Source organism: Cedecea davisae, from assembly GCF_044095835.1.
GTDB classification, from domain to species: Bacteria; Pseudomonadota; Gammaproteobacteria; order Enterobacterales; family Enterobacteriaceae; genus Cedecea; species Cedecea davisae.
The window spans coordinates 4,918,096-4,939,380 of the sequence record NZ_CP172054.1 but is presented as its reverse complement, the minus strand read 5'-3'; the positions used below and the strand labels follow the sequence as shown (position 1 = coordinate 4,939,380).

Genomic DNA, 21,285 nt, shown 5'->3' with positions numbered 1-21,285 from the left:
TTCCCCCTCACCCCTTCGGGGTGTACATACCGGAGACATGGTGAACACTTGTTCGGGGACATGGTAGACACTTACAACTACGGCATAAGAACCCTCTTCCGGAGTCGCTTATGCCCTGGGATGCGAGAGATACCATGTCATTACGTCACGAGTTTGTTCACTTTGCCTCGCAGGACGGGGCTAACATCCGGGCGCTCTGTCGCCACTTCGGCATCGCGCCCGCCACCGGATATAAGTGGCTTTGCCGCTTTCTCGAGGCCGGACTTCCCGGCCTCGCTGACCGCTCACGGGCTCCCCATCATTCTCCCAACGCCACCGCCGCTCAGGTGGCTGACCTGTTACAGCAGGCACACCTGGCCCATCCCCGCTGGGGAGCCCGCAAGATTAAGGCCTGGCTGGAAGCGCAGGGGCACCACCTTCCTGCCGTCAGTACCGTGCACAACCTGATGCACCGTCACGGCCTGCTACCCGGTGTACCGCCGGGTATCCCCTCTGCCGGTCGCTTCGAACACGGCAGGCCGAACGCCCTCTGGCAGATGGATTTTAAGGGACACTTTCCCTTCGCCGGTGGGCGCAGCCATCCCCTCACGCTGCTGGACGACCACTCCCGGTTTTCACTCTGCCTGACGCACTGCGACAACGAGCGGCGTGAGACCGTGCAGTCACATCTGACAAAGGTGTTTGAGCGCTATGGCCTGCCGGAGAGGATGACCATGGATAACGGGGCGCCCTGGGGAGACACCACCGGGACCTGGACCGCGCTGGAGCTGTGGCTGATGCGTCAGGGTATCCGGGTGGGGCACTCGCGGCCTTATCATCCCCAGACGCAGGGCAAGCTCGAGCGTTTTCACCGCAGTCTGAAGGCGGAGGTTCTGCAGGGGAAATGGTTCACGGACAGCGACCAGCTCCAGCGGGTATTTGACCACTGGCGGGAGGTCTATAACTTTGAACGCCCGCATGAGGGACTGAATATGGCGGTCCCGGGTTCGCGCTATCAGCCTTCGGCCAGACAGTACAGAAGCGATGCTCCCGGGCCGGAGTACGATGACGGCGTGGCGGTAAGAAAAGTGGATATCAGTGGAAGCCTGAGCATCAGAGGTATCAGCCTGAAAGCGGGCAAAGCGTTCAGGGGAGAGCGAGTGGGGCTGAAGGAAAGCGGTGAGGACGGTTGTTATGAGGTGTGGTGGTACAGCACGAAAGTGGGAATGATCGACCTGAAGAACCGGTCGATCATCATGGGTAAAAGATGTTAAAAGGTGTTCACTATGTCCCCGAACATCTGTCTACTATGTCCCCGGAACGTACACGGGGCGAGGGCTGGGGTGAGGGGAAGCTTCACTCACTTCTTCATCTGCCCCAGAATAGTCCGGCACTGATTATCACTCCCTTCCGAGGGCGATATCAGCGCGGCCAGCGCCGCAGCAGGCGTCACTAAAGTCGCCAGAGCGGCGGCAACCGCACCGCGCACAATCAGCGGCCCCGGCTTCACGCCCGCATCCGGGTTCTTAAACGTACCGCGCACGTACAGCGGTGAACGCAGGGTGATAATTCGAATACCTTTGCTTTCAGGGTCGATGGTTAAGTCCAGCCGCTCGCTGGCGAAATTGGTGCTGCCGGTGACGTTAATCAGCGCATTTTCCGTATCGAAGGCAAAAATCCTCGGCGTCGCCGTCCCGTTACGCAGATCCAGATTCGCAGCGGCGCAGTTGATGCGCACTTCGTCATCACCAAAAATCTTGCCGACGATATAGTTCCCAACGTTTAAACCAACGATTTCCATCAGGTTGCGGCTAATAAGGCCGTCGTTCATCAGCAGCTTGAGGTTGCCGTTGCTGGTGCCCAGCAGTCCGGCAACGGAGTTACCTCGCCCGCTAAGATTGGCGTCACCATTCAGTTCCCCAAGGGTCTTCTGCATCGACTCGACCTTGGGCATCAGCTGTTTAAGCTGAAGACGCCGCGCCTGAATCTCCGCTTTGCCCTGCATCGGCTTTTTATCGCCTTCGAGGTGAATATTGGCGTTGATGCTGCCCCCCGCCATGCCAAACTTCAGCGGATCCAAGCGCAGGTCGGCATTTTTTAAGATAACGTGGGTGGAGAGATCGCTAAGCGGTAGCGTTCCGCTGTGCTCGATGCGCTGCCCTTTAAAGCGCACGTCGGCATCCATCACGTTCCACTTATCCGTTTCAAAGCGGTCGTAAGGCAGCACCTTGTCGGCCGGTTGCGCCGTTTTTTCCCCACGTTGCTGTTTTGCCTTTTCGGTTTTCTCAACTCCCTTCCCCGAGTCCACGCCGATCAGCGGCCCCAAATCGGCAAGGCGCAGCTGTTTAGAAACCAGATCCCCCTCCAGCTTAGGCCGGGGTTTGCCCTGGCTGTAAGTTAGCGAGCCGTGAATATCGCTGTCGCCAATTCGCCCGTTAAAATCCTGATAGCGGAATATCGAACCTTTTTCAGAATCGATTTTTGCCAACAGATGGCCATCAGTTTCAAACGGCGGGGTTTCAGGCAGTAAAACGCCGGTCAGCGCATAGAGATTGCCGAGGGAGTCGCCCGAGAATTTCAGGCGCAGGTCAACGCCGCCCATTTTCATCGGGTCGTTGATGGTGCCAATAAAAGCAACGCGCGAAGTGCCCGAGCGCACGTCTGCCTGTACCGGGAAGGCGCTGTCGTTCTCACTGCGAAGCGCCAGCATGCCGCCAATTTTTCCGCTCCCTTCCACCGGCTGTCCGCCGTAGCGGCCATTCACTTTCAGGCCCAAAACGTAGTCGGCGGCCTTCGCCGCATCTTTGCCCTGCGGTTTCTGCCCGGAGACTTCACTGAACGGCAGCGGTTTCCCGAGCGGGTCAACCAGGAGGGTCAAATCAGCCTTCGTCACTTTGTCATCGACGGTGATTCGGCCTTTATCAAACAGAATATTGTCGAGGCGGAACGACCACCCGGAAGGCTTCTGATTTGGGTCTTCAGAGGTTGAATCGGCGAGGTTAAAAGTCCAGTTATTGTTTTTTTCCGACAGCCGGATAATCCGTGCGTCCGGCTCAACCAGCTTGATCCACGGGATATAAACAGTTTTGGTGAGCAGCGCCAGCGGGGCCAGGGTTGCATCCACTCGTGGCAGATGCACCATCGTCACTTCGGGGATATCCGGCGGGTTGCCGAGGAGAATATCTTCGGCGTGAACGTGCGGCCACGGAATCCAGCTGCGCCAGCCCGTTTCCTCTTTATTACGTTCCCAGACAACGCCCAAATCACCGCGAATAGCAAAAGGGCGGTTCAGCTCTGTCGAGACTTTTTGGTTGATGGTTGGTTTCAGTCGATTCCAGTCGAAAGTCGCAATCACGACGATCGCCACTACAACCAACAACAAGAAAATCCCGGCGATTCCACTGCTTATTTTACCTGTTCTCGTCATCCTGTTTTCCTCTCCTAATGCCGGTCTGCCTGACTAAAAGATAGTCCAGCGAGACCAAAACGGCATCAGGGGAAACGGGTCAGAACATTTTCCAGGTTTTCGAAAGGCACCGGGCGGGACAGAAAGTACCCCTGGGCAGCATAGGCAGGAGAGGACTGCACATCGCGCCATTCTTCAATAGTTTCAATACCTTCTACGATAACACCCTTGCAATAGCGGTTCATCAACTGCAACAGCATGGTAAAAAGATTACGCCCTTCATCGCTCTTTCTCAGCATGATAAAAAGCTCACGCGCGACTTTGATATAGTCGTAACGCACTTCGCTCAGCGCGGAAAAGTTTGCCAGTCCGGTACCAAAATCATCCAGCCAGAGCGGGCCGAATTCGTGCATGCCTGCAAGTGTTGCCGCCTGCGGTAAATTAATATGCTCGACCAACTCAAAGCGCACCCACGGCAGCTTAGCGATCAGCTCAAGGATCGGCTGATGCTGCTTCATGGCGATAAGCGTAGGGCCGTCCACGTTTACCGACGCCAGAATACCGTGCCGGATAAAGGTCTGTTCCCACGCCTCGAGCAGGCGCAGCTGCTCTTCAATGACATCAAGACGCTGGTGTCCGGAAATCGAGGAGAAATAGCGGTCGGGCGGGATACGGGCATCAGCTTCGCCCGGATGCGTAACCACCGTCAGCAGCTCAACTGCCATTAATTTCCCGTCGATTTTATAAATTGGCTGAAAGGTGTAGCGCCGCTGGCATTGCAGCCAAAATCGTCGTTCCTGCAAACTTTCCACGCTCGCTTCAAGCGTATGCAGCCGGTGAGTAATCTGCTTCAACTTCATCTGTACATCCTGTTTGACCTGATGACTCTACATGGCTCGTCGAAAGGTTATCGGCGTGGCAATAGAGAACTTTATGTTCGCTTTCGCAGCAAAACGTTTGGCCGCGATTTTTGTCACAATCACAACAACCTGGCGCACTTCAAATTTTTTCAAAACGTCGTTTTAAATTGTTTGACTCACTTTTCAACGCGGCGGAGAATGCAAAAAACTCTCTTTTTGTTCGTTTAATCATCAGGTCTCCTATGCCAACCAGCAAAATTGCCGTTATCGGCGAATGCATGATAGAGCTGTCACAAAACGGTGCGGAACTACAGCGCGGTTTCGGCGGCGACACGCTAAATACCTCGGTTTATCTTGCTCGCCAGGTTGATAAAAACTCGCTTGCCGTTCATTACGTTACCGCTCTTGGTGAAGATAGTTTCAGCCGGCAAATGCTTGAGGCGTGGTCCCGGGAAGGGCTGCATACCGGGCTTATCCAGCGCCTGGAGCACCGGCTGCCGGGGCTTTATTACATCGAAACCGACGCCAGCGGAGAGCGTACTTTTTACTACTGGCGTAACGAGGCCGCCGCCCGTTTCTGGCTGGAGAGCGAACGCTCAGCAGAGGTTTGCGCCGAGCTGGCGCGGTTCGACTATCTCTACCTGAGCGGCATCAGCCTCGCCATTCTCAACGAAGCCAGCCGAAACAGGCTGATGGCGTTGCTGAAACAGGCGCGGGCCAGCGGCTGTAAGGTGATTTTTGATAACAACTATCGCCCGCGTTTATGGGCCAGCCGGGAAGAGACGCAGAGCGTCTATCGGCAAATGCTGGCCTGCACCGACATCGCGTTCCTGACGCTGGACGATGAAGACGCGCTTTGGGGCACCAGCCCGGCCAGCGACGTTATCCAGCGAACCCAGGCGGCAGGGGTGAGCGAAGTGGTTATTAAGCGCGGGGCAGACTCTTGCCTGGTTGCGGTTAAGGGCGAAGCGGTGCTGGAGATCCCGGCGGTAAAGCTGGCGAAAGAGAAAGTCATTGATACTACGGCGGCGGGAGATTCCTTTAGCGCAGGCTATCTGGCGGTGCGCCTGAGCGGTGGCAGCGCGGAAGAGGCCGCAAGGCGCGGCCATCTGACGGCAAGTACGGTGATTCAGTATCGCGGGGCGATTATCCCGCAGGAAGCCATGCCTGCCTGAGTTGACCCTCTCCTTTTGGGAGAGGGGCGGAGTGAAGGGCAGTTCCCGCGTTAAGAAGCCGGAGGAATATCCGAAACATCCTGCTTAGGATCGTCGGTCACGGGCGGCGCGGCTGCCGGAACCATCACCTTCTCCCACGTTTCCTGCAAATCCTTCATGTTGTACTCGGGCTCACCCTTCGGCTGCAGCAGAACCAGAGCCATCTCCTGGGAAAGCTGCTGGCGCAGATCCTGATTAATCATCGGCACGGTCAGGCTGTCCAGGAAGTCCTGGCGCAACTTCTGATACTGCTCCGGCGCGATGTCCACAACCTGATTCTGCAATGAGCGCATACGCTGGCTGATAAGCACATCGGTATCGGTGCGGGCGTAGGTCGCAAACAGCTTGGTCAGCTCATTTTTCTTCTGGGCAATCAGCGCATCAAACTCTTCCTGCGACAGACCTTTATCCCGCACTCTCAGCAGCTCACGCCCCACGGAGGTCAGGCTGCTGTTCAGCTTGTCGTTTGGTGACTCAATGTTAATCCCGCACTGGGCGCGCTGGTAAAGCACGCGGCAGTCGAAGCTCAGATTAATATCTTTGCCGCCGTTTTTGCTGCTGAGGTTCTGCTGAACGTTCCAGAACAGCGCCTCACGAGCCAGGTCGGCACGCCAGTAGCGCAGCAGCGCGGCAGAGTCACGAATCGGCTGCCACTGGTTGTCCCACATCAGAGAAAGCCTGTCCTGACGCACGCTGCCGGTCATCATGCTGACCGGCTCAGGCTTCAGCGGAGAAAGCGTTGCCACCGGAGCAGGCGTTTCACGCTTCCCCTTCAGCTCGCCGAAGGTTTTATTGATTTGCTCCGCAACGTTGCGGCTGTCCACGTTGCCCACCACGATGAGCGTCATCGCATCCGGGGTGTACCACTTGTCGTAAAACGCTTTCAGCTGCGCGGCATCAACCGGGCGCTTGAGGTCTTCCGCAGGGTCGTGGCCCAGCAGCGTGGAGCCTTTAAGACGGTAGCGCCACCAGCTGTCTTTGGTGTTCATCGGCCAGGTTGCAACCATATCCGGGGCGCGCAGCGCGGCGGCGACTGTATCGGAGTCGACGTTTAACGTGCCGGTATTGGTTGCCAGAAACGCCAACGCTTCTTTCAGAAGGTCATTGCGGTTGTTAGGCAGGCTGAGATTAAACAGCGTGAAGTCATAAGAGACAATTGCCGGGGGCAGCGGACGCTCAGGGTCGCTGCTCTGCTGCCATAGCGAACGCGCCTGGCTTGTTGGCAGACCGCCGGTCTGCGTCAACACCATACGCGGTAAAAAGTGGCTGTAGCCGCTTTGCTGAGCGGTTTCGGTAAGCGAACCGGTATTCACCATCAGGCGAATTTCTACTCGATCGCTCGGGCGCTGGGGAGTGGCTAATACCTGCCACTGGAAGCCGTTTGCCAGCGTTCCTTGTTGCCAGGCCGGATCTGGCTGGAGCGCTTCTGCCTGCACGTTACCGGCGGCCGCAACTAACAGCAAGCCTCCGGCTAAAAGTCGAATCTTGGTGCCCTGCATGTGAACCCCTAAAAACAATCCTGGTTAAAAGTAGCACATCGGCGCGGCATTCGACGTCCGCAGACCGACATCAGTGACATTTCACCAATCCGTTTGACCGCACTTCTGCGGAAACGTCACTTTTGAAAGTGAAAAATAGACAATTAAAACCCTAAATAATTCGAGTTGCAGGTAGGCGACAAAGGAGTGGGTCCTCAGAAGCTTACTTGAGTAAGTGACTGAGATGAGGGAGTGCGGCCAACATCCCTGCAACTTGAAGTATGACGGGTATTAGGGGTAATTATGCAGAGTTGCCCGCAGCGAGGGCAAGTCGCTGCGGGCAATTGGTCGGATTAGTGGGTGACTTCGGTCACTTTTTTGTCGGATTGTGGGTTATCCAGCTGCTCTTTAAGCTGTTTCTCATCAAGCTGCTTCACCCATTTGGCTACCACTACGGTTGCCACGCCGTTGCCGACCAGGTTGGTCAGGGCGCGTGCTTCGGACATAAAACGGTCAATACCGAGGATCAGCGCCAGCCCCGCGACAGGCAAATGCCCTACCGCAGAAATGGTTGCCGCCAGCACGATAAAGCCGCTTCCGGTCACCCCTGCCGCCCCTTTAGAGGAGAGCAGCAGCACCACGAGGAGCGTTATCTGATGGAAGATATCCATATGGCTGTTGGTCGCCTGGGCAATAAATACCGCGGCCATGGTCAGGTAAATCGAGGTGCCGTCGAGGTTAAAAGAGTAACCGGTCGGAATAACCAGCCCCACAACCGATTTACGACAGCCGAGTTTTTCCATTTTGTCGAGCATGCGCGGCAGTACGGACTCGGAGGAAGAAGTCCCGAGCACGATCAGCAGTTCTTCTTTGATGTAGCGAATAAATTTGAAGATGCTAAAGCCGGTGGCACGGGCAATCGAACCCAGAACCAGAACCACAAACAGAATACAGGTGATATAGAAGCAGACAATCAGCTGGCCCAGCTGCACCAGGGAGCCAACGCCGTATTTGCCGATGGTGAATGCCATCGCGCCGAATGCGCCGATAGGGGCCAGGCGCATAATCATGTTGATGATACCGAAAATGACCTGAGAGAAGCTTTCGATAACGTTAAAGATAATCTGGCCTTTGTGGCCCAGGCGATGCAAAGCGAAGCCAAACAGCACCGCGAACAGCAGAACTTGCAGGATATTCCCGCTGGCGAAAGCGCCGATAACGCTGCCGGGGATAACGTCTAACAGGAAGGCAATCACGCCCTGCTGCTGAGCCTGCTCGGCGTAAACCGCCACGGCTTTAGCATCCAGCGTTGCGGGATCTACGTTCATACCCGCGCCAGGCTGCAGCACGTTAACCACCACCAGGCCGATAATCAGAGCGATAGTGCTGACAATTTCAAAGTAGAGCAGCGCAACCGCGCCGGTGCGGCCAACGGCCTTCATGCTTTCCATGCCAGCAATCCCGGTCACCACGGTACAGAAGATGACGGGCGCAATAATCATTTTGATCAGTTTGACGAACGCATCGCCAAACGGTTTCATTTGGGCACCCAATTCCGGGTAAAAGTGACCGAGCAGAATGCCGATAGCAATCGCGGTCAGAACCTGAAAATAAAGGCTTTTGAAGAGTGAGGTTTTCATTAGAGTATCCTTGAACGGAGAGTAACCGCAGCGCCGTATTCGGAACCGGTCGTACTGCGGCACTCAACATATCACCCCAAAAAAAACGCAGAAGTGGCCTCGATCTAATTTGTTAACAGAGTTGTTAAAAATTTGAGCTGAACCGCTACAGCTCGTAACATTTGTAACTATTGTTTTTACAATCAGGCGGCCAGGAACTCGTTTTCAAACTGTTCAAGCGTGCGGGCTTTAGCAAACAGGTAACCCTGGGCAAGGGTCACGCCGTGCTCCAGCAGCCAGTCGCGCTGGGCGGCTTGCTCCACGCCTTCGGCAACCACTTTCAGCTCCAGCGCTTTAGCCATGGCGATAATCACGCCGACCATCGCATTGTCCTCAGGCAGCCCATCAACAAAGCTTTTATCAATTTTCAGCACGTCTATCGGCAGCGCTTTCATATGGTGCAGATGGCGCAGGCTGGCGTAGCCCATGCCGAAGTCGTCCAGGGCAATACGCACCCCGGCCTGGCGCAGCGGCCGCAGGATATTCACCGCCGCCTGAGGGTCGTCTATGCGGCGGCTTTCCGTCACTTCAAGAATCAACGTACCCGGCTGAATACGGTAGCGGCTGAGCAACTCCAGCAGCGAAGGCACCATCTCTTCGTGCAGCAATTGTAGCGCCGAAAGATTGACTGACAGCGGCAGCGTGATGCCGCGGCTTTGCCAGGCCGCCAGCGTGCGGCACGACTCCTCAAGAATCCAACTGCCGACGGTAATCATCAGGCCGCAGGCCTCAATACGCTCGATAAGCCCATCCGGCAGGCTCCAGCTTCCATCGGGCTGGCGCTGGCGGAGCAGCACTTCCGCGCTGACGACCGAGCCGTCCCGCATATCTACCTGTGGCTGTAGCCAGACGGCAAAGTTATGCTTTTCCAGCGCGTTAAGAATGTCGTGTTCTTCGGTCAGGCGGCGCTGGGCTTTTTCCATCTGCTCCGGGTCAAAGAACTGGATCTGGTTTTTACCGTGGCGGCGGGCCGACAGCGTTGCCGATGCGGCACGGCGGTATAGCTGCTCGGCGCTGAGGCCTGCTTTAAACATCGCGATGCCGATGCTGGCAGTCGGCTTAAGCTGAATGGCCTGTACCGGCAACCGCTCGTTCAGCGTCTCCATAACCTGCTGTGCCAGCGTCATGGCGTACCACGGGTCGCTGGTGCCGTAAGCCAGTAGCGCAAAATCATTGCTGCTTAACTGGGCCAGCACGGTATGGGCGGGCAATACTGCCTTAATTTTCTCCACCAGCGTCAGCAGCAGCATTTCCCGCTGCTCTTCATTGAGCACCCCGGCAGCATCCTGCAACGTCTCGCTGGCGATAAGCATCAGCGCTCCGTGCTTTTCATTCGCCACCATCTGTTCAAGCAGCGCCATCAGCAGCGCTTTATTCGGCAGGTCGGTCAGCGGGTTGCGGGTGCTGAGGGTGTTCATCTGCTCCTGCAAACGCTGGGTTATCTGCTGGTTGCGGTTATAGCTGCGCACCAGCATGCCAATTTCATCGTCATGGTGCAGCGGCGGCAGCGCCAGCTGGTGCTCCCCTGCCTGCTGAGGGTTAAGCCCATCAAGCTCGCGGCTAATTTTACGGATTGGGTGCACAACCAGCCGGTTAATACACCAGCTAATCGCCACGGTGAGGATCAGCGCCAGCAGCAAATAGGTGGTTAACAGCGTGGAGATAGTGCTGATGATGATGCGATACATGCGCCAGGAATCGGCCTGTAACACCAGGTAGGCCAGCGGCTGCGGGTTAGCCGGTCGTTCAAGCGAATAGAGCGGCAGGGATATCTGCACCGGCAGCTCAAACACCCGGGCGATAAGCATCGGGATTTGGTGCTCCGGTATAAAGCTCAGGCGCAGCGCCTGGAACTGATTCGGCAGCACCACGTCCGCCCGGCTGATAATGCCCGAAGGCTGAATTTGATGCAGGATGGCTTCGGCCTGCGGAATATCGGCACGCAGTATTGCGTCGGACAGCGGAAGACGCACGGAGTGGGCGATTTTCTCCATCTGCATGGCGGTGTCGTACCGACTTTGCTGAACGAAATGGAACAGCTGAATGACGATAAAAATGAAAATAAAGACCAGGGCCACGGCCGACACCATAGCCATCTGTTTTATCGTTAAGGAACGACTGACTCGCAAGCTGACTCTCCGATATTGCTTAACCCACGCCACGCCCGGCATCAGGATATTCTTATGCCCGCAGAGTATACTGCATTGTCACAGGTTTTAATCCTGGCGGCAGGATAATCGGGTAATTCTGCTTTTACCGGCAAAACCGGCTGAGTTTCGTCCGAATTAGCAGGCGACAAGAGCAATCCCGCCACCTTCATAAGCCGTTAATCAGAAGTCCGCATAAGGTACCAGCGGCTGCGGCGGCATATCCATATCACCCTGCCATCCCCCCATTGAATAGCGAACAAAAATCAGCGCATGGCTTGGGGTGTAATCCTTGGCCTGTTGAATATCAAACCCGGCACCGATTGACCAGTGCGAGCTGATACGGCGCTCCACCAGCGCCCTGGCGGTGTAGCCAAAGCCGTTGCTGCTGCTGGCGGCGAAAGGCTCGTTGCGATCCGGGTAGCCCACGGGGTTGCCTCTGGGCAAAGGATTCAGATCGTTCGGCACTAAATCAGGGAGAGGGTAGCGTCGGCCCGCATTACTGTGGGAATAAGACCACGAGCCGGAAGCGCCCACCTCCCAGGACCAGTTTTCCGTACGCTTGCGCCAAATCACCGGCACGGCAAACGAGAGGTATTTTTGCGGACTGTAATAGCCGCCCTGGCCGAGGAAATAGTCGCTGAGATCTTTTTCGTAGTGCCAGACCATATTGGTGAGGCCAACGGTCAGGCGCTGGTTATTCTCATTGATAAGCTTGTAGTAATAACCCGTCATCCAGCGTACACGCCAGTTATCGGCAACGTTTTTACCGGTCAGCGAGTCCGCGCTCAGGCTCGACCACACGCCGTTCGCTTCACCTTTATCGTAGCTGAGGCTAAGCCCGCCCCCCGTGGCACGCACGCCGCCCCATACGGTATTGGTATTCGGATCGCGCTGCCCGCCGAAAGAGAGCAGCGAGCTGGAGATGGGCCGCCGGTGAGCATTAACGGTGTAGCCAAACGGGCCGAGATCGTTGCTGTAGCTAATGCCGCCGACAACATCAACAACGTCAAAACCTAGCGGCGTAGTGCCGATATCCGTTTGCCAGGTGTTATTTTTCCAGCCCACCGCCAGGCTTGCGCCGTTGGCGCTCTGGTTGGTGTTACCGTGGCAGGTATGTTCGTTACAGGTCCCCCAGCGCTCATGGTAGCCCGCGCCGCCATCTTTAAACGACCCGGCATCCATGTTTACCATATCGGTACGGAACCACATTCGCCCGTCGCTTAGCGGAGCATCTACTTCCAGCATCGTAGTATGTGCTTTCAGGTCAGAGTAGCCCGGCGTACCGCTGGATCCCCAGTATTCATGATCGAGGGTAACGTTCACATCTTGCTGACGATAAAGGTCAGCGGCATCGCTACGCACCCCGCGCTTCAGCCAGTCGTCTTTCTCATCGTTGCGGGTCAGGCGGGTAAAACTGTCGTTATCCATCGGGCGTTTGTCGGTAACGCCCGATGCAACCATCGCATCTTTATAGGTTTCCAGCGCCTGCTGTGGCTGGCCGTTCGCGGCCTGGAAGCCTGCGGCATCGCGCATCACCAGCGCACTTTCCATGGAAGGCGGCTGCCGTTTAGCACTTGCCAGAATAGGCGCAAAGGTTTTTTCAGCCCTGCTATTGTCGCCCAGCGCGGCCCACGCGTTGGCTACCCGCCTTTGGGTATTGATTGTCGGTGCTGCTGCCGTCGGAGCCTGCTCCAGTTTCGCCAGCTGCGCACGGGCCTGAACATTATCGCCATCGGCAATCAGCACCTCGGTTAGCCCGAGCAGGGCATCATCGTTTGCCGGAGAGCGCTGCAACACTTTTTGATACTGATTTTTAGCCTCAGCGCGGTCACCGCGCTCTGCTGCCCAGTCTGCCAGAGTCAGGTCTACGCGGTCGGAAACCGGCTGCTGGCGTAGCAACGCGATAGCTTCTGGCTCTTTGCCGCCATCCCGCAGGCGATTCGCCGTTTGCATCACCTCGTTGAACCGCAACCGGCTCGCCAGCTCCTGGATATTGTCGTTCCACTGCGCTTTTGGCAGCGTATCGAGATGGCTGAGCGCCGCCGCATCATTATCATTGCCGGACAGATAAAGCCCGTAGGCATAAACCTGTTCAGGATCGCCCGGCTTACGCTGAGCAAGCCCGCGCATCAGGCCATCGGCCTCGCTATGCTGCCCCGCCGAATAAAGATCGTTTGCCAGGCGATAAGTTATCCACACGCTGTCCGGATCCATTTGCAAACGCTGACGCTGCACCTGCGCAGCCCTCGCCCATTGGCCCTGGCTTTCCAGCGCGCTGGCCTGCTGTTCAAGGCGCTCGCCCGTAATACTGCGCTCGATATCATCGATACTGCGGCGCTGGCTGGCCGACAGGCTTTGAATATAGGCCGTAGCCCGCTCCGGGGACTGGCGGCGGTAGACATTAGCCAGACCGCGAACCGCGTTGCTATTGCCGCGATCCATCCGCAGAGCCTGCTGGTAATAGCGTTCGGCGCTGGCGTCATCTTTTTTGGCCACGGCCACATCGCCAAAGCCCAGCACCGCATAGCTGTCGGTGTTATCAACCGACTGCGCCTGCTGGTATTTGAGGCGTGCTGCATCAGGATTATTAGCCTTCAGCAGGGCGTCCCCCTGCTCGATGAGCAGCCAGTAACGGTTGGTTTTTAGCAGGCTGTCCCACTTGCCGCGATTGTCGCTGTCAGGGTCCATCTGAATGGCTTTCTGGAACTGCTGTACCGCCAGGGCGCGGTTGCCCTGCTGGGAATAAGCCTGCCCGAGCGCGCCCACAACCTCGCTGTCGTTTTGCTTAGCACTTAACGCCTCTTTCAGCTGCCCGATAGTTTTACTCCCACCGCCGCTGCTTACCCCCGCCAGCCCCTGGGCGCGGGCGCGGAATGCAGGGTCAGCCAGCTGTTTTTGCTGCTGCTCGAGCCGCGCACGGGCGGTGGTCACCGTATCTCCATCGCTAAAAACGGTCAGGAAGCGCTGCAGGGCGGCAACGCTTATCGGCCCTGCGGGAAGGCTGTCTATTTGGTTGTACCAAAGCGTCGCGGCATCTTCACGGCTGGTATCAGACTTCGCCATCTGCTCCAGAATTTGATACGCCTCGGCGCTGCGGCCGTTGGCAAACATCAGCCGCGCAAGACTTCCCCGAAGCTCGGCGTTGCCCGGCGCTGCCGCATCCAGCGCTTTTAACTTATCAATGGCCTGATTAACGCCGCCGGGCCGCCTGGCCATCAGCGTCCAGTATTCAATCGCCAGGTCGCCAGCCGGAGGGTTGCCGTTAAACAACTTTTCGTAAGCCGCGATAGCTTCATCGGTATGCCCGCTGGTCGCCAGCAAACGCGCCTGCTGTAGCTGCTGGCGGCCTTCTGCACCGGTCAGCATCATGGTGGTTTGCGACTGTTTGTATTCGTCGGAGTCCGGCGCCTGCTTTGCCAGCCGGTCGAGCAGTTTTTTCGCTCCGGCGTTGTCACCCTGGCGCAGCAGGTAGCGCATACGGGCGGCAATAACGTCCGGGTCGTCAGGCGCCATCAGCTCCAGCCGGTAAAGCGACTGGCGCACAATATCTTCGCGCTTGCTGGCCTCGCCAAGCCGCACCTGCTCAAGTAGCTGCTGCTGAGGCGTCAACGCGGCCTGGGCCGCCGGTGTCAGCGCTATGCCCAGCGAGAGGGCGACAAAACTTAATGAGAACCTGCGCATACCTGCCCCCAGCCTGGGAGTAATTCACCCAGAGAATTAAAGCGAAAACGTGTTTGATCCCATCCCTGACCAAAGAGCGTTAAGACGAAGCTGTAGTAGGCATCCGCCTGTGGAAAGTTATCGTTTACCCGCTGGCGCTGGACCTCACGCGCATTGCCGTCCTGTAAAAAGGGCAGCATGGCGGCAGAGAACCCAACCGGCCCGTTGCCCCAGGCAATACCGCTTTGCACATCAACTTTTTCCGGCGGCACGCCCTGCCTCGTCGTAAGGTCGGCCATCGGCTGGAACCGTTTGAGCAGCAGTGCCTTGTGCGGATCGTTATCGGCCATCATGCCGACCCAGAGATACACGCGAATAGCGTTATAGCTGCCGTAGCGGCTGTCATCTTCATTAAACTGCCAGCCTTTACCCTGTTGCCAGCTGGCCCAGTCTGGCGAAAAGCCTTTGGGGGCCGTTTCCAGAAGCAAACGCTGGTTTGCGGCTCTCATGGCGGGCCATGGCCCTTCATAGCGAACAACGCGTTGCAACACCTGCGGCGGAAGGTAGCTTGGGTTCAGCCGCCATGCAGGGGCATGATTAAAGCCGACTTTACCGGGCAACAGCGTAAAACCGAGCCCCGGGATTTTGACCACTTCCTCTTTGGCGACGCGTTTGAGCAACTGCTCGCCGAGGCGGATATAATCGGGCTTTTTCCACAGCCTTCCGGCCTCCAGCAGGCTCCAGACTATCCACATATCGGCATCCGAGGCAGAGTTGCTGTCCAGCACCGTCCATTCACCCTTTTCATTCTTTCCCCACAGCCAGGCGGGAAGATGGGCTTTCAGCGCCCCTTCTGCGAGGTTGTTCTCGGTCCAGCGCAATAGCCTGTCGAACATGTCAGGATCGTTGGCGACCAGGGCAAAAAACAGCGCATAGCTTTGCCCCTCGGAGGTGGTGATTTTGCGCTCGTCGCTCGGGTCGATAACCCTTCCCTGGTCACTGATATAGTTCTGCCTGAACTGTTCCCAGGCGGGCCAGTTACAGGCCGCCCGCCCGCTGACGGCTATCAACATCAGCCCGGCCATTAGCAGCGCAGACCTTAATCTCATGGCAATTACTCGTCTTCCGGGTCGATACGGCGGCGGCTAAGAATACGCAGCACTCGCCACAGCACCCAAGCCAGCAGCACCACGCTTATTGCCGCGAAAATCGCCAGCAGAACCGGGTGGTTAGACAGCGCGTACCAGATACGCTCGAACCACGGCAAATGGCCGACATAGTAAATATCACCTACACGAAGGCTATTCACCCCGGACTCGCGGATCACCGCAACCGAGCCCGAAATTGCCGCTCGCTTACCGCTGTCATTTAACGCGCCGTTCAACAACTCATAACCACGCGGGCTATCAGCCAGCAGAGCAAGAACGCTGCGCTGGTCGTTATACGGTGACTGGAATCCAACAATAGCGGCCATCGGGCCGGCGGAGGATACCGTGGTCTGTATATCGGCCACGCGATCGTTCGGGTCAGAAACCGCACTCAGCAGAGGCGACTGGCGAACCGGCGTTTTCACCCAGCTCTGCGCCGCCTCGACCAGCAGATCGATGCGTTTATCATCCTTCAGGCCCGGCGGAATAGAGCCGATTATCATGATATCGGCATCTTTGCCCTGAATAGCGCTGCCGTCATCGGTCAAATCGACATTCAGCGCCGGAAGCCCGGTCTGGGAGCCAAGGGTGCCGAGCGTATCCAGCAGGGCGGTCATCTGCGCCGGTTCAGGCGTTTTGCCTACGACCACGATAGTTTGAGACAGATCGGCCATGCGGCTGAACGGGAAGCCCGCATTAGCAAACGAGCGCAGATCCGGCATCGCGATAAAGTGGTGGTAGTTGGAGAAATCGATGGTCGACTCGTCCTCGACCACAACGTGGTTCTGCACCGGTTGGAAGGTAATACAGTTCTCAATTGAGCCACCCGGCATCGGGTTCATGTACGAGAAGTCAAAGCGCAGCTGATTGGCGGCACCCAGGCGCAAAGCCGGGATCGCCACATCGGTTTTGCCGTCCAGCAGCCCCTGTAACACCGGCAGGCGTAGCAGCAGCTTGTTATTTTCTTCGTTCGGCGTCAGGTTGAACGATTGCAGGAACTGGTTGTTCAGGCTGATGTCCATGCGCGAGCTGTCCTTCATCGCCGGTGCGGTATAGCGATATTTCAGGTTCAGATCGATACCGTTGCTGCGCAGCAGATAGAGATCCGGCGGCAGATTCATCGTGATGTTAATAGCGGCAGGTTCAAGCCCGCTGGACTGAAGTTGCTCCTGGTAGGTTTTTAGCTCACCGAGGGTAATAGGCCGGTCGGTTCGTACCCAGTTTGGCGCGTCGTATGGCTGGCGCGGCAGCAGCGGCTTCACGTCGTCAACGGTGACGCTGCTGCCCCGGAACAGAATATTCCCCTGAGCGATGCCTTTGGCGGCCTGCAGCAAGTCTTTATCATCGCGGCCAAAGACCACCAGCAGCTTGATATACTGGTTGCCCGGATGGTTAATCATTTCAACGGTTGGCGCTTTCACCGGCGGGTGGTCACGCAGGAAGTCGGGCCGCTTATCGTTGGTGGCAAACACGATGCCGTTGCTGTCCGGCAGCTGGTTATACAATACCGGGAAGCTCTGGCCCCGCCAGGCGGTGCGGGAGCCAAACCATGAGGCCACAATCCCGGCGGCACGCTGCTGCTCTATATCCGGGCTGGCGGCGAAAACAAAAGGCAGGGTCAGCGGGCGGTCGTCGCGCGGGTCAAAGAAAGGTATCGGGAAGTGCGACAGATCGTTTTTCACCGCCAGCCGCTGGTAGGTCAGCGCCAGAGAGCTGCTGCGCCCGACGTCCATCCACAATGTGGTGCTGGCCGGGTTTTCACAGATATCGCGATAGTGACCGACAAACTCCAGCCGCACGCGGTTAAAGTCGGTGATGTAGAGCGGGTTAATCGGCACCTGGGCGAAAGTTTTCTTGCCCAGTTGCTCTTTGGTCACCGGCAGAACGCCCATCAGCTCGTCGTTAAGATAAACCTTCAGCTGCGACTGCACCGGCAGCAGCGCCGGAGAAGGCGTGTACTCAAGGTTCAGAAGGGCTTTGGACACCACCTCATCGCTGCGCATGCCGAACTCGACCGAGCCGGTCGGGTTGACGCCGCGTAGCACCATACTTCCCGGCGGCGGCGCGATTTGTGCGAAATTCAGTTTTACATCGCGCGAAGGGATGTTTTCGGCGACGATCGGCGCATTTGCTCCGGTCACGCCCGGCAGCACTTGCCCCACCTGAGCCGCAGCATCCGGCGGAGTAGCCGGTATTAGCGCCTCCGTCTGAGCAGGCGCAGGCGTCACCGCCGCCTGGTTTGCCGTAGCCACCGTCGGCACCGTTGGGGTCGGCGTCGCATCAGCCGCATTCACCGCTGTAACAGGCAGGGCGCTCATGCCTACCGCCGCTGCGCAAAACCAGGATATTTTTCTTTTCATCGCGTTTTCATCAAAGTTAGGCCATTGCAGTTTTTGCCGGTTTAGCGACCGGGTTGTGCGGGATAAATGACACAACCCAGTCCACCAGCGCGGTGATGGCGTGGAAAATAAATTTCAAAGACGGCGGGGCAAACTCCGCCAGATGGCGGTAGCCCCGGAAGCCAAGTTTGAGAATATCCAGCAGGCTTTCCAGCGGCTTATCCTCGGGGAAACTGTCCTGCCACAGCGCCCATGTATCGGCCCTGGCAAAAGTACACTGGATAAAATCAATATGTTGCCGGGTCGTCATCTGAGCCAGCTGCAGGCCGACTTCATCCCCAAACACGCGGACCACCTGCGCCGGGAAGAAATATTCCTGCGCGCCACGCTTCAGCAGCAGGTTGATCTTCTGCCCTTCCAGCACCTGAGCAGGCCCATGAATTTTGATCCCCACGCCGCCGTCGGAGTAGTCATGAACCGTACACGGGAACAGGTGCCCGTCTTCACGGGCAAGCGCCGCAGGCATGGCTATTTCAACGCGGTGCGCCCGCCTGACCTGCTTGCTCTCAACTGAAACCGCCACCGCGCCGCCAAGGATTATCAGGTTGTAGAACACCCACAGCAGGCTGACGACCACCGTTAGCGCTTCATTTTCAGGGCCGTAGAAGAAACGCCATGCGCCCACAACCACGCCGAGCAGGTTTATCAGAACCAGCATCAGATACGGCCTGGTGATGACCCAATCCACATACTCGTTCTCGACCAGACCGCCTTTTGCGGTAACGTTGAACTTGCCTTTATGCGGGTTAAACAGCGCCACCAGGGTCGGCTGGGCGATGTACCACGCCAGCACCGTTTCGTAGATTTCACTCCAGAAAGAATGGCGGTATTTGCCCTGAATTTTCGAGTTGGTCAGGCTGGCGTGGATCATGTGCGGCAGCACAAACAGGGCAATCATGATCGCCGGGGCATAAATGATGTAGGCGTGGAACAGCAGAAACGCCAGAGGTGCGGTCAGGAAGATGAGCCGCGGCACCCCGGAGAGGAAATGGAACATGGCGTTGGCGTAGCAGAGCCGCTGGGCGAACTTCAGCCCTTTGCCGAAGAACGGATTATCCAGGCGGAAGATTTGCGTCATGCCTCGCGCCCAGCGAATACGCTGCCCAATATGCGCCGAGAGGCTTTCCGTCGCCAGGCCCGCCGCCTGCGGGATGCGCAGATAGGCAGAGGTATAACCCCGGCGATGCAGGCGCAGAGAAGTGTGGGCATCTTCGGTAACTGTTTCGACCGCAATCCCGCCAATTTCATCCAGCGGCCCGCGGCGTATAACGGCGCAGGAGCCGCAGAAGAAGGTGGCGTCCCACATATCATTTCCGTCCTGCACCAGGCCATAAAACAGCGTGCCTTCATTAGGCGTTTTGCGAAAACGCCCGAGGTTGCGTTCAAACGGATCCGGGGAGAAGAAGTGGTGCGGGGTCTGCATCATCGCCAGCTGTTTCTCTTTGAAGAACCAGCCCATGGTCAGTTGCAGGAACGAGCGTGTCGGCACATGGTCGCAGTCAAAAATCGCCACAAAGTCGCCTTTGGCGTGCTTCAGGGCATTATTAATATTCCCGGCTTTAGCATGTTCATGGGTGGTACGGGCGATGTAGTTCACCCCGACCATATCGGCAAACTGCTTAAACTCGTCCCGGCCGCCGTCGTCCAGGATCCAGATATTGAGCTTGTCCTTAGGCCAGTCGATACCCATCGAGGCATAAATCGTGCCCTTCACGACGTGCAAGTCTTCGTTATAGGTCGGGACAAAGATATCCACCACCGGCCAGGTGTTGATGTCTTTCGGCATCGGCACGGGCTGGCGGTTAAGCGGCCAGACAACCTGGAAATAGCCCATCACCAGCACCAGCCAGGCATAGGTTTCGGCGAATAACAGGACAAGGCCAAACACCAGGCTGACAGGATCGTTCCAGTTCAGGGTCGAGGTGTAGCGCCACCAGATGTAGCGACAGGAGACGGTGAGCGACAGCACTATCAGCATCAGGGCAGAGAAGCGCCCCGGCAGGCGACGCACCAGCAGCGCCACGCCCCACAGCAGCATCAGGAAGATAAATTGTGCCAGCGGGTTAAACGGCTGGGTAATACACAACAGCGCCAGAACGGAGGAGAACACGATGATAACGCCGAGAATAATGCGCCGGGCGGTATCGCTGATATGTCCCAGCTCTTTCTCATCTTCGAGGTGCCGAGTCTTCTGGCTAAAGCTTTCCGGGAGTTTATCAAGCCAGCCGTGCCAGCTCTCGCGCCATGCCTGCATACGGCCGAATGAGCGCAGGCGTGGGCGCCCAACCCGCCCCTGAGAAAACAGCAGCAGCCAGGCGCTTTGAATACCGTAGCGCAGAAAGTCCAGCGGGCGCGGTTTATTGGGGTTGATGTGGGGATAAAGCCTGTGGTGTTCGTCGCGGACGCGGCTCCAGCGCTCTCCCTCCAGCGGCAACAGGCACCAGGCCACAATCAGCCACAGGCAGCCAAGCGCGGCGCTAAACGGAGGAGCGCCGTTGCGGCGAAAAGTGAGATAGCGTTCCCCCAGCCGCTGGCTGGCAGCGGGGAGCAACAGCCACGACGCTATGCTGCTCATATATCCTTCCCAGGCAGATTCAGCAGGCACCAGTTGGCGAGCGTCATCATCTCTTCGGCGATGAGCGAGTCCGGGCGGTATTCCCCCAGAGGCTGTTTCACCGCCGCGCTTTCGGCCATCGCCTCATCGCGGTGAAGAATAATCGGGATCATCGCGCGCTGGCTTTGCAGCCAGAGTTGATAGATATCGTCCTGCAGCTGGCTGGCGACCAGCAAATAGTTCACCAGCAAATGCGCGCCCTGAGGCAGGGCCTGCTGGTGTAAACGGGTATGGCAGTTGGAGTCAGGCTTGGCTACCGTCAGCACGCTGTCCGTTTCGCTAAGCAGCTGGCGCGTCAGGGCTTCAAACCCGTGCGGCAGGTCTACCAGAATCCACCGGTAGCGCTGGCTTTCTTTCAGGTCGGCAAGGTAATGGCTGAACTGGCCCAATGCGGTTTCTACCGAGGAGAAGGTCTCACGCTCCGCCGGACTAAGCTTGCCAAACGGCAGCACGTCCAGATGGCTGGTATAGCGCCACGCGCTTTTACGCCAGTCCTGATTATCCAGCATGGCGCGCGCCCAGCCCTGAGGGTTGGCGAAATCAATATTAAAAAACAGGCGCAGCAGGTTATCCGGCGAGGTATCAATCACCAGCACCGTCTCCCCAAGCTGCTGCAATGACCAGCCCAGCGCCGCAGTGATAGAGGTGGTTCCTACTCCACCGCGCAACCCCTGTAACCCAATGACCGCCATCAGGCA

12 protein-coding genes are annotated in these 21,285 nt (G+C 57.4%); 2 read left to right on the top strand and 10 right to left on the bottom strand.

Annotation, left to right across the window (positions count from 1 at the left end):
• Positions 1-110: 110 nt before the first annotated feature.
• Positions 111-1,253: an IS481 family transposase gene (locus ACG1VR_RS23525; RefSeq protein WP_395488908.1), complete on the top strand. Its 1,143-nt coding sequence runs from the start codon at positions 111-113 to the stop codon at positions 1,251-1,253.
• Positions 1,254-1,339: 86 nt separating this feature from the next.
• Here the strand turns inward: ACG1VR_RS23525 and ACG1VR_RS23520 are convergent, their stop codons facing one another.
• Together ACG1VR_RS23520 and pdeH are read right to left on the bottom strand one after the other, a co-directional pair.
• Positions 1,340-3,406 (bottom strand): AsmA family protein, encoded by a 2,067-nt coding sequence (locus ACG1VR_RS23520; protein WP_395489903.1) that lies wholly within the window; start codon positions 3,404-3,406, stop codon positions 1,340-1,342.
• Between the two features lie 65 nt (positions 3,407-3,471).
• The gene (gene pdeH, locus ACG1VR_RS23515) at positions 3,472-4,245 is read right to left on the bottom strand and encodes a cyclic-guanylate-specific phosphodiesterase (RefSeq protein ID WP_172568760.1); all 774 of its coding nucleotides are present in this window, start codon (positions 4,243-4,245) and stop codon (positions 3,472-3,474) included.
• Between the two features lie 242 nt (positions 4,246-4,487).
• Between pdeH and ACG1VR_RS23510 the strand changes: the two genes are divergently transcribed.
• Positions 4,488-5,420, top strand: coding sequence for a sugar kinase (locus tag ACG1VR_RS23510; protein ID WP_172568759.1), 933 nt, complete (start codon positions 4,488-4,490; stop codon positions 5,418-5,420).
• A gap of 50 nt (positions 5,421-5,470) precedes the next feature.
• Here the strand turns inward: ACG1VR_RS23510 and ACG1VR_RS23505 are convergent, their stop codons facing one another.
• The 8 genes from ACG1VR_RS23505 to bcsQ all read right to left on the bottom strand — a co-directional run bounded on the left by ACG1VR_RS23505 (position 5,471) and on the right by bcsQ (position 21,279).
• On the bottom strand, positions 5,471-6,958 hold the full coding sequence (locus tag ACG1VR_RS23505) for a pitrilysin family protein (RefSeq protein ID WP_016538722.1): 1,488 nt from the start codon (positions 6,956-6,958) through the stop codon (positions 5,471-5,473).
• 332 nt (positions 6,959-7,290) lie between these two features.
• Positions 7,291-8,577 (bottom strand): dicarboxylate/amino acid:cation symporter, encoded by a 1,287-nt coding sequence (locus ACG1VR_RS23500; protein ID WP_172568757.1) that lies wholly within the window; start codon positions 8,575-8,577, stop codon positions 7,291-7,293.
• 182 nt (positions 8,578-8,759) lie between these two features.
• Complete coding sequence (gene hmsP / locus ACG1VR_RS23495) at positions 8,760-10,745, bottom strand: biofilm formation regulator HmsP (protein WP_039899468.1); 1,986 nt, start codon at positions 10,743-10,745, stop codon at positions 8,760-8,762.
• A 201-nt stretch (positions 10,746-10,946) separates the two neighbouring features.
• The gene (gene bcsC / locus ACG1VR_RS23490) at positions 10,947-14,447 is read right to left on the bottom strand and encodes a cellulose synthase complex outer membrane protein BcsC (RefSeq protein WP_395489901.1); all 3,501 of its coding nucleotides are present in this window, start codon (positions 14,445-14,447) and stop codon (positions 10,947-10,949) included.
• Complete coding sequence (gene bcsZ / locus ACG1VR_RS23485) at positions 14,429-15,535, bottom strand: cellulose synthase complex periplasmic endoglucanase BcsZ (protein ID WP_395489899.1); 1,107 nt, start codon at positions 15,533-15,535, stop codon at positions 14,429-14,431. The genes bcsC and bcsZ overlap by 19 nt, the downstream gene beginning before the upstream one ends.
• Positions 15,536-15,540: 5 nt before the next feature.
• Positions 15,541-17,934: a cellulose biosynthesis cyclic di-GMP-binding regulatory protein BcsB gene (gene bcsB / locus ACG1VR_RS23480; protein ID WP_395489897.1), complete on the bottom strand. Its 2,394-nt coding sequence runs from the start codon at positions 17,932-17,934 to the stop codon at positions 15,541-15,543.
• Positions 17,935-17,950: 16 nt separating this feature from the next.
• Positions 17,951-20,548 carry a UDP-forming cellulose synthase catalytic subunit gene (gene bcsA, locus ACG1VR_RS23475; protein WP_395489896.1) on the bottom strand — a complete coding sequence of 866 codons (2,598 nt, stop codon included), beginning with the start codon at positions 20,546-20,548 and terminating at the stop codon, positions 17,951-17,953.
• Positions 20,545-21,279: a cellulose biosynthesis protein BcsQ gene (bcsQ, locus tag ACG1VR_RS23470; RefSeq protein WP_016538730.1), complete on the bottom strand. Its 735-nt coding sequence runs from the start codon at positions 21,277-21,279 to the stop codon at positions 20,545-20,547. The genes bcsA and bcsQ overlap by 4 nt, the downstream gene beginning before the upstream one ends.
• Between the last annotated feature and the right edge of the window lie 6 nt (positions 21,280-21,285).

Excerpts from the sequence above, each read along its gene's own strand:
- ACG1VR_RS23525 (WP_395488908.1), top strand. The coding sequence starts at position 111 with ATGCCCTGGGATGCGAGAGATACCATGTCATTACGTCACGAGTTTGTT.
- ACG1VR_RS23520 (WP_395489903.1), bottom strand. The coding sequence starts at position 3,406 with ATGACGAGAACAGGTAAAATAAGCAGTGGAATCGCCGGGATTTTCTTG.
- pdeH (WP_172568760.1), bottom strand. The coding sequence starts at position 4,245 with ATGAAGTTGAAGCAGATTACTCACCGGCTGCATACGCTTGAAGCGAGC.
- ACG1VR_RS23510 (WP_172568759.1), top strand. The coding sequence starts at position 4,488 with ATGCCAACCAGCAAAATTGCCGTTATCGGCGAATGCATGATAGAGCTG.
- ACG1VR_RS23505 (WP_016538722.1), bottom strand. The coding sequence starts at position 6,958 with ATGCAGGGCACCAAGATTCGACTTTTAGCCGGAGGCTTGCTGTTAGTT.
- ACG1VR_RS23500 (WP_172568757.1), bottom strand. The coding sequence starts at position 8,577 with ATGAAAACCTCACTCTTCAAAAGCCTTTATTTTCAGGTTCTGACCGCG.
- bcsC (WP_395489901.1), bottom strand. The coding sequence starts at position 14,447 with ATGCGCAGGTTCTCATTAAGTTTTGTCGCCCTCTCGCTGGGCATAGCG.
- bcsZ (WP_395489899.1), bottom strand. The coding sequence starts at position 15,535 with ATGAGATTAAGGTCTGCGCTGCTAATGGCCGGGCTGATGTTGATAGCC.
- bcsB (WP_395489897.1), bottom strand. The coding sequence starts at position 17,934 with ATGAAAAGAAAAATATCCTGGTTTTGCGCAGCGGCGGTAGGCATGAGC.
- bcsA (WP_395489896.1), bottom strand. The coding sequence starts at position 20,548 with ATGAGCAGCATAGCGTCGTGGCTGTTGCTCCCCGCTGCCAGCCAGCGG.
- bcsQ (WP_016538730.1), bottom strand. The coding sequence starts at position 21,279 with ATGGCGGTCATTGGGTTACAGGGGTTGCGCGGTGGAGTAGGAACCACC.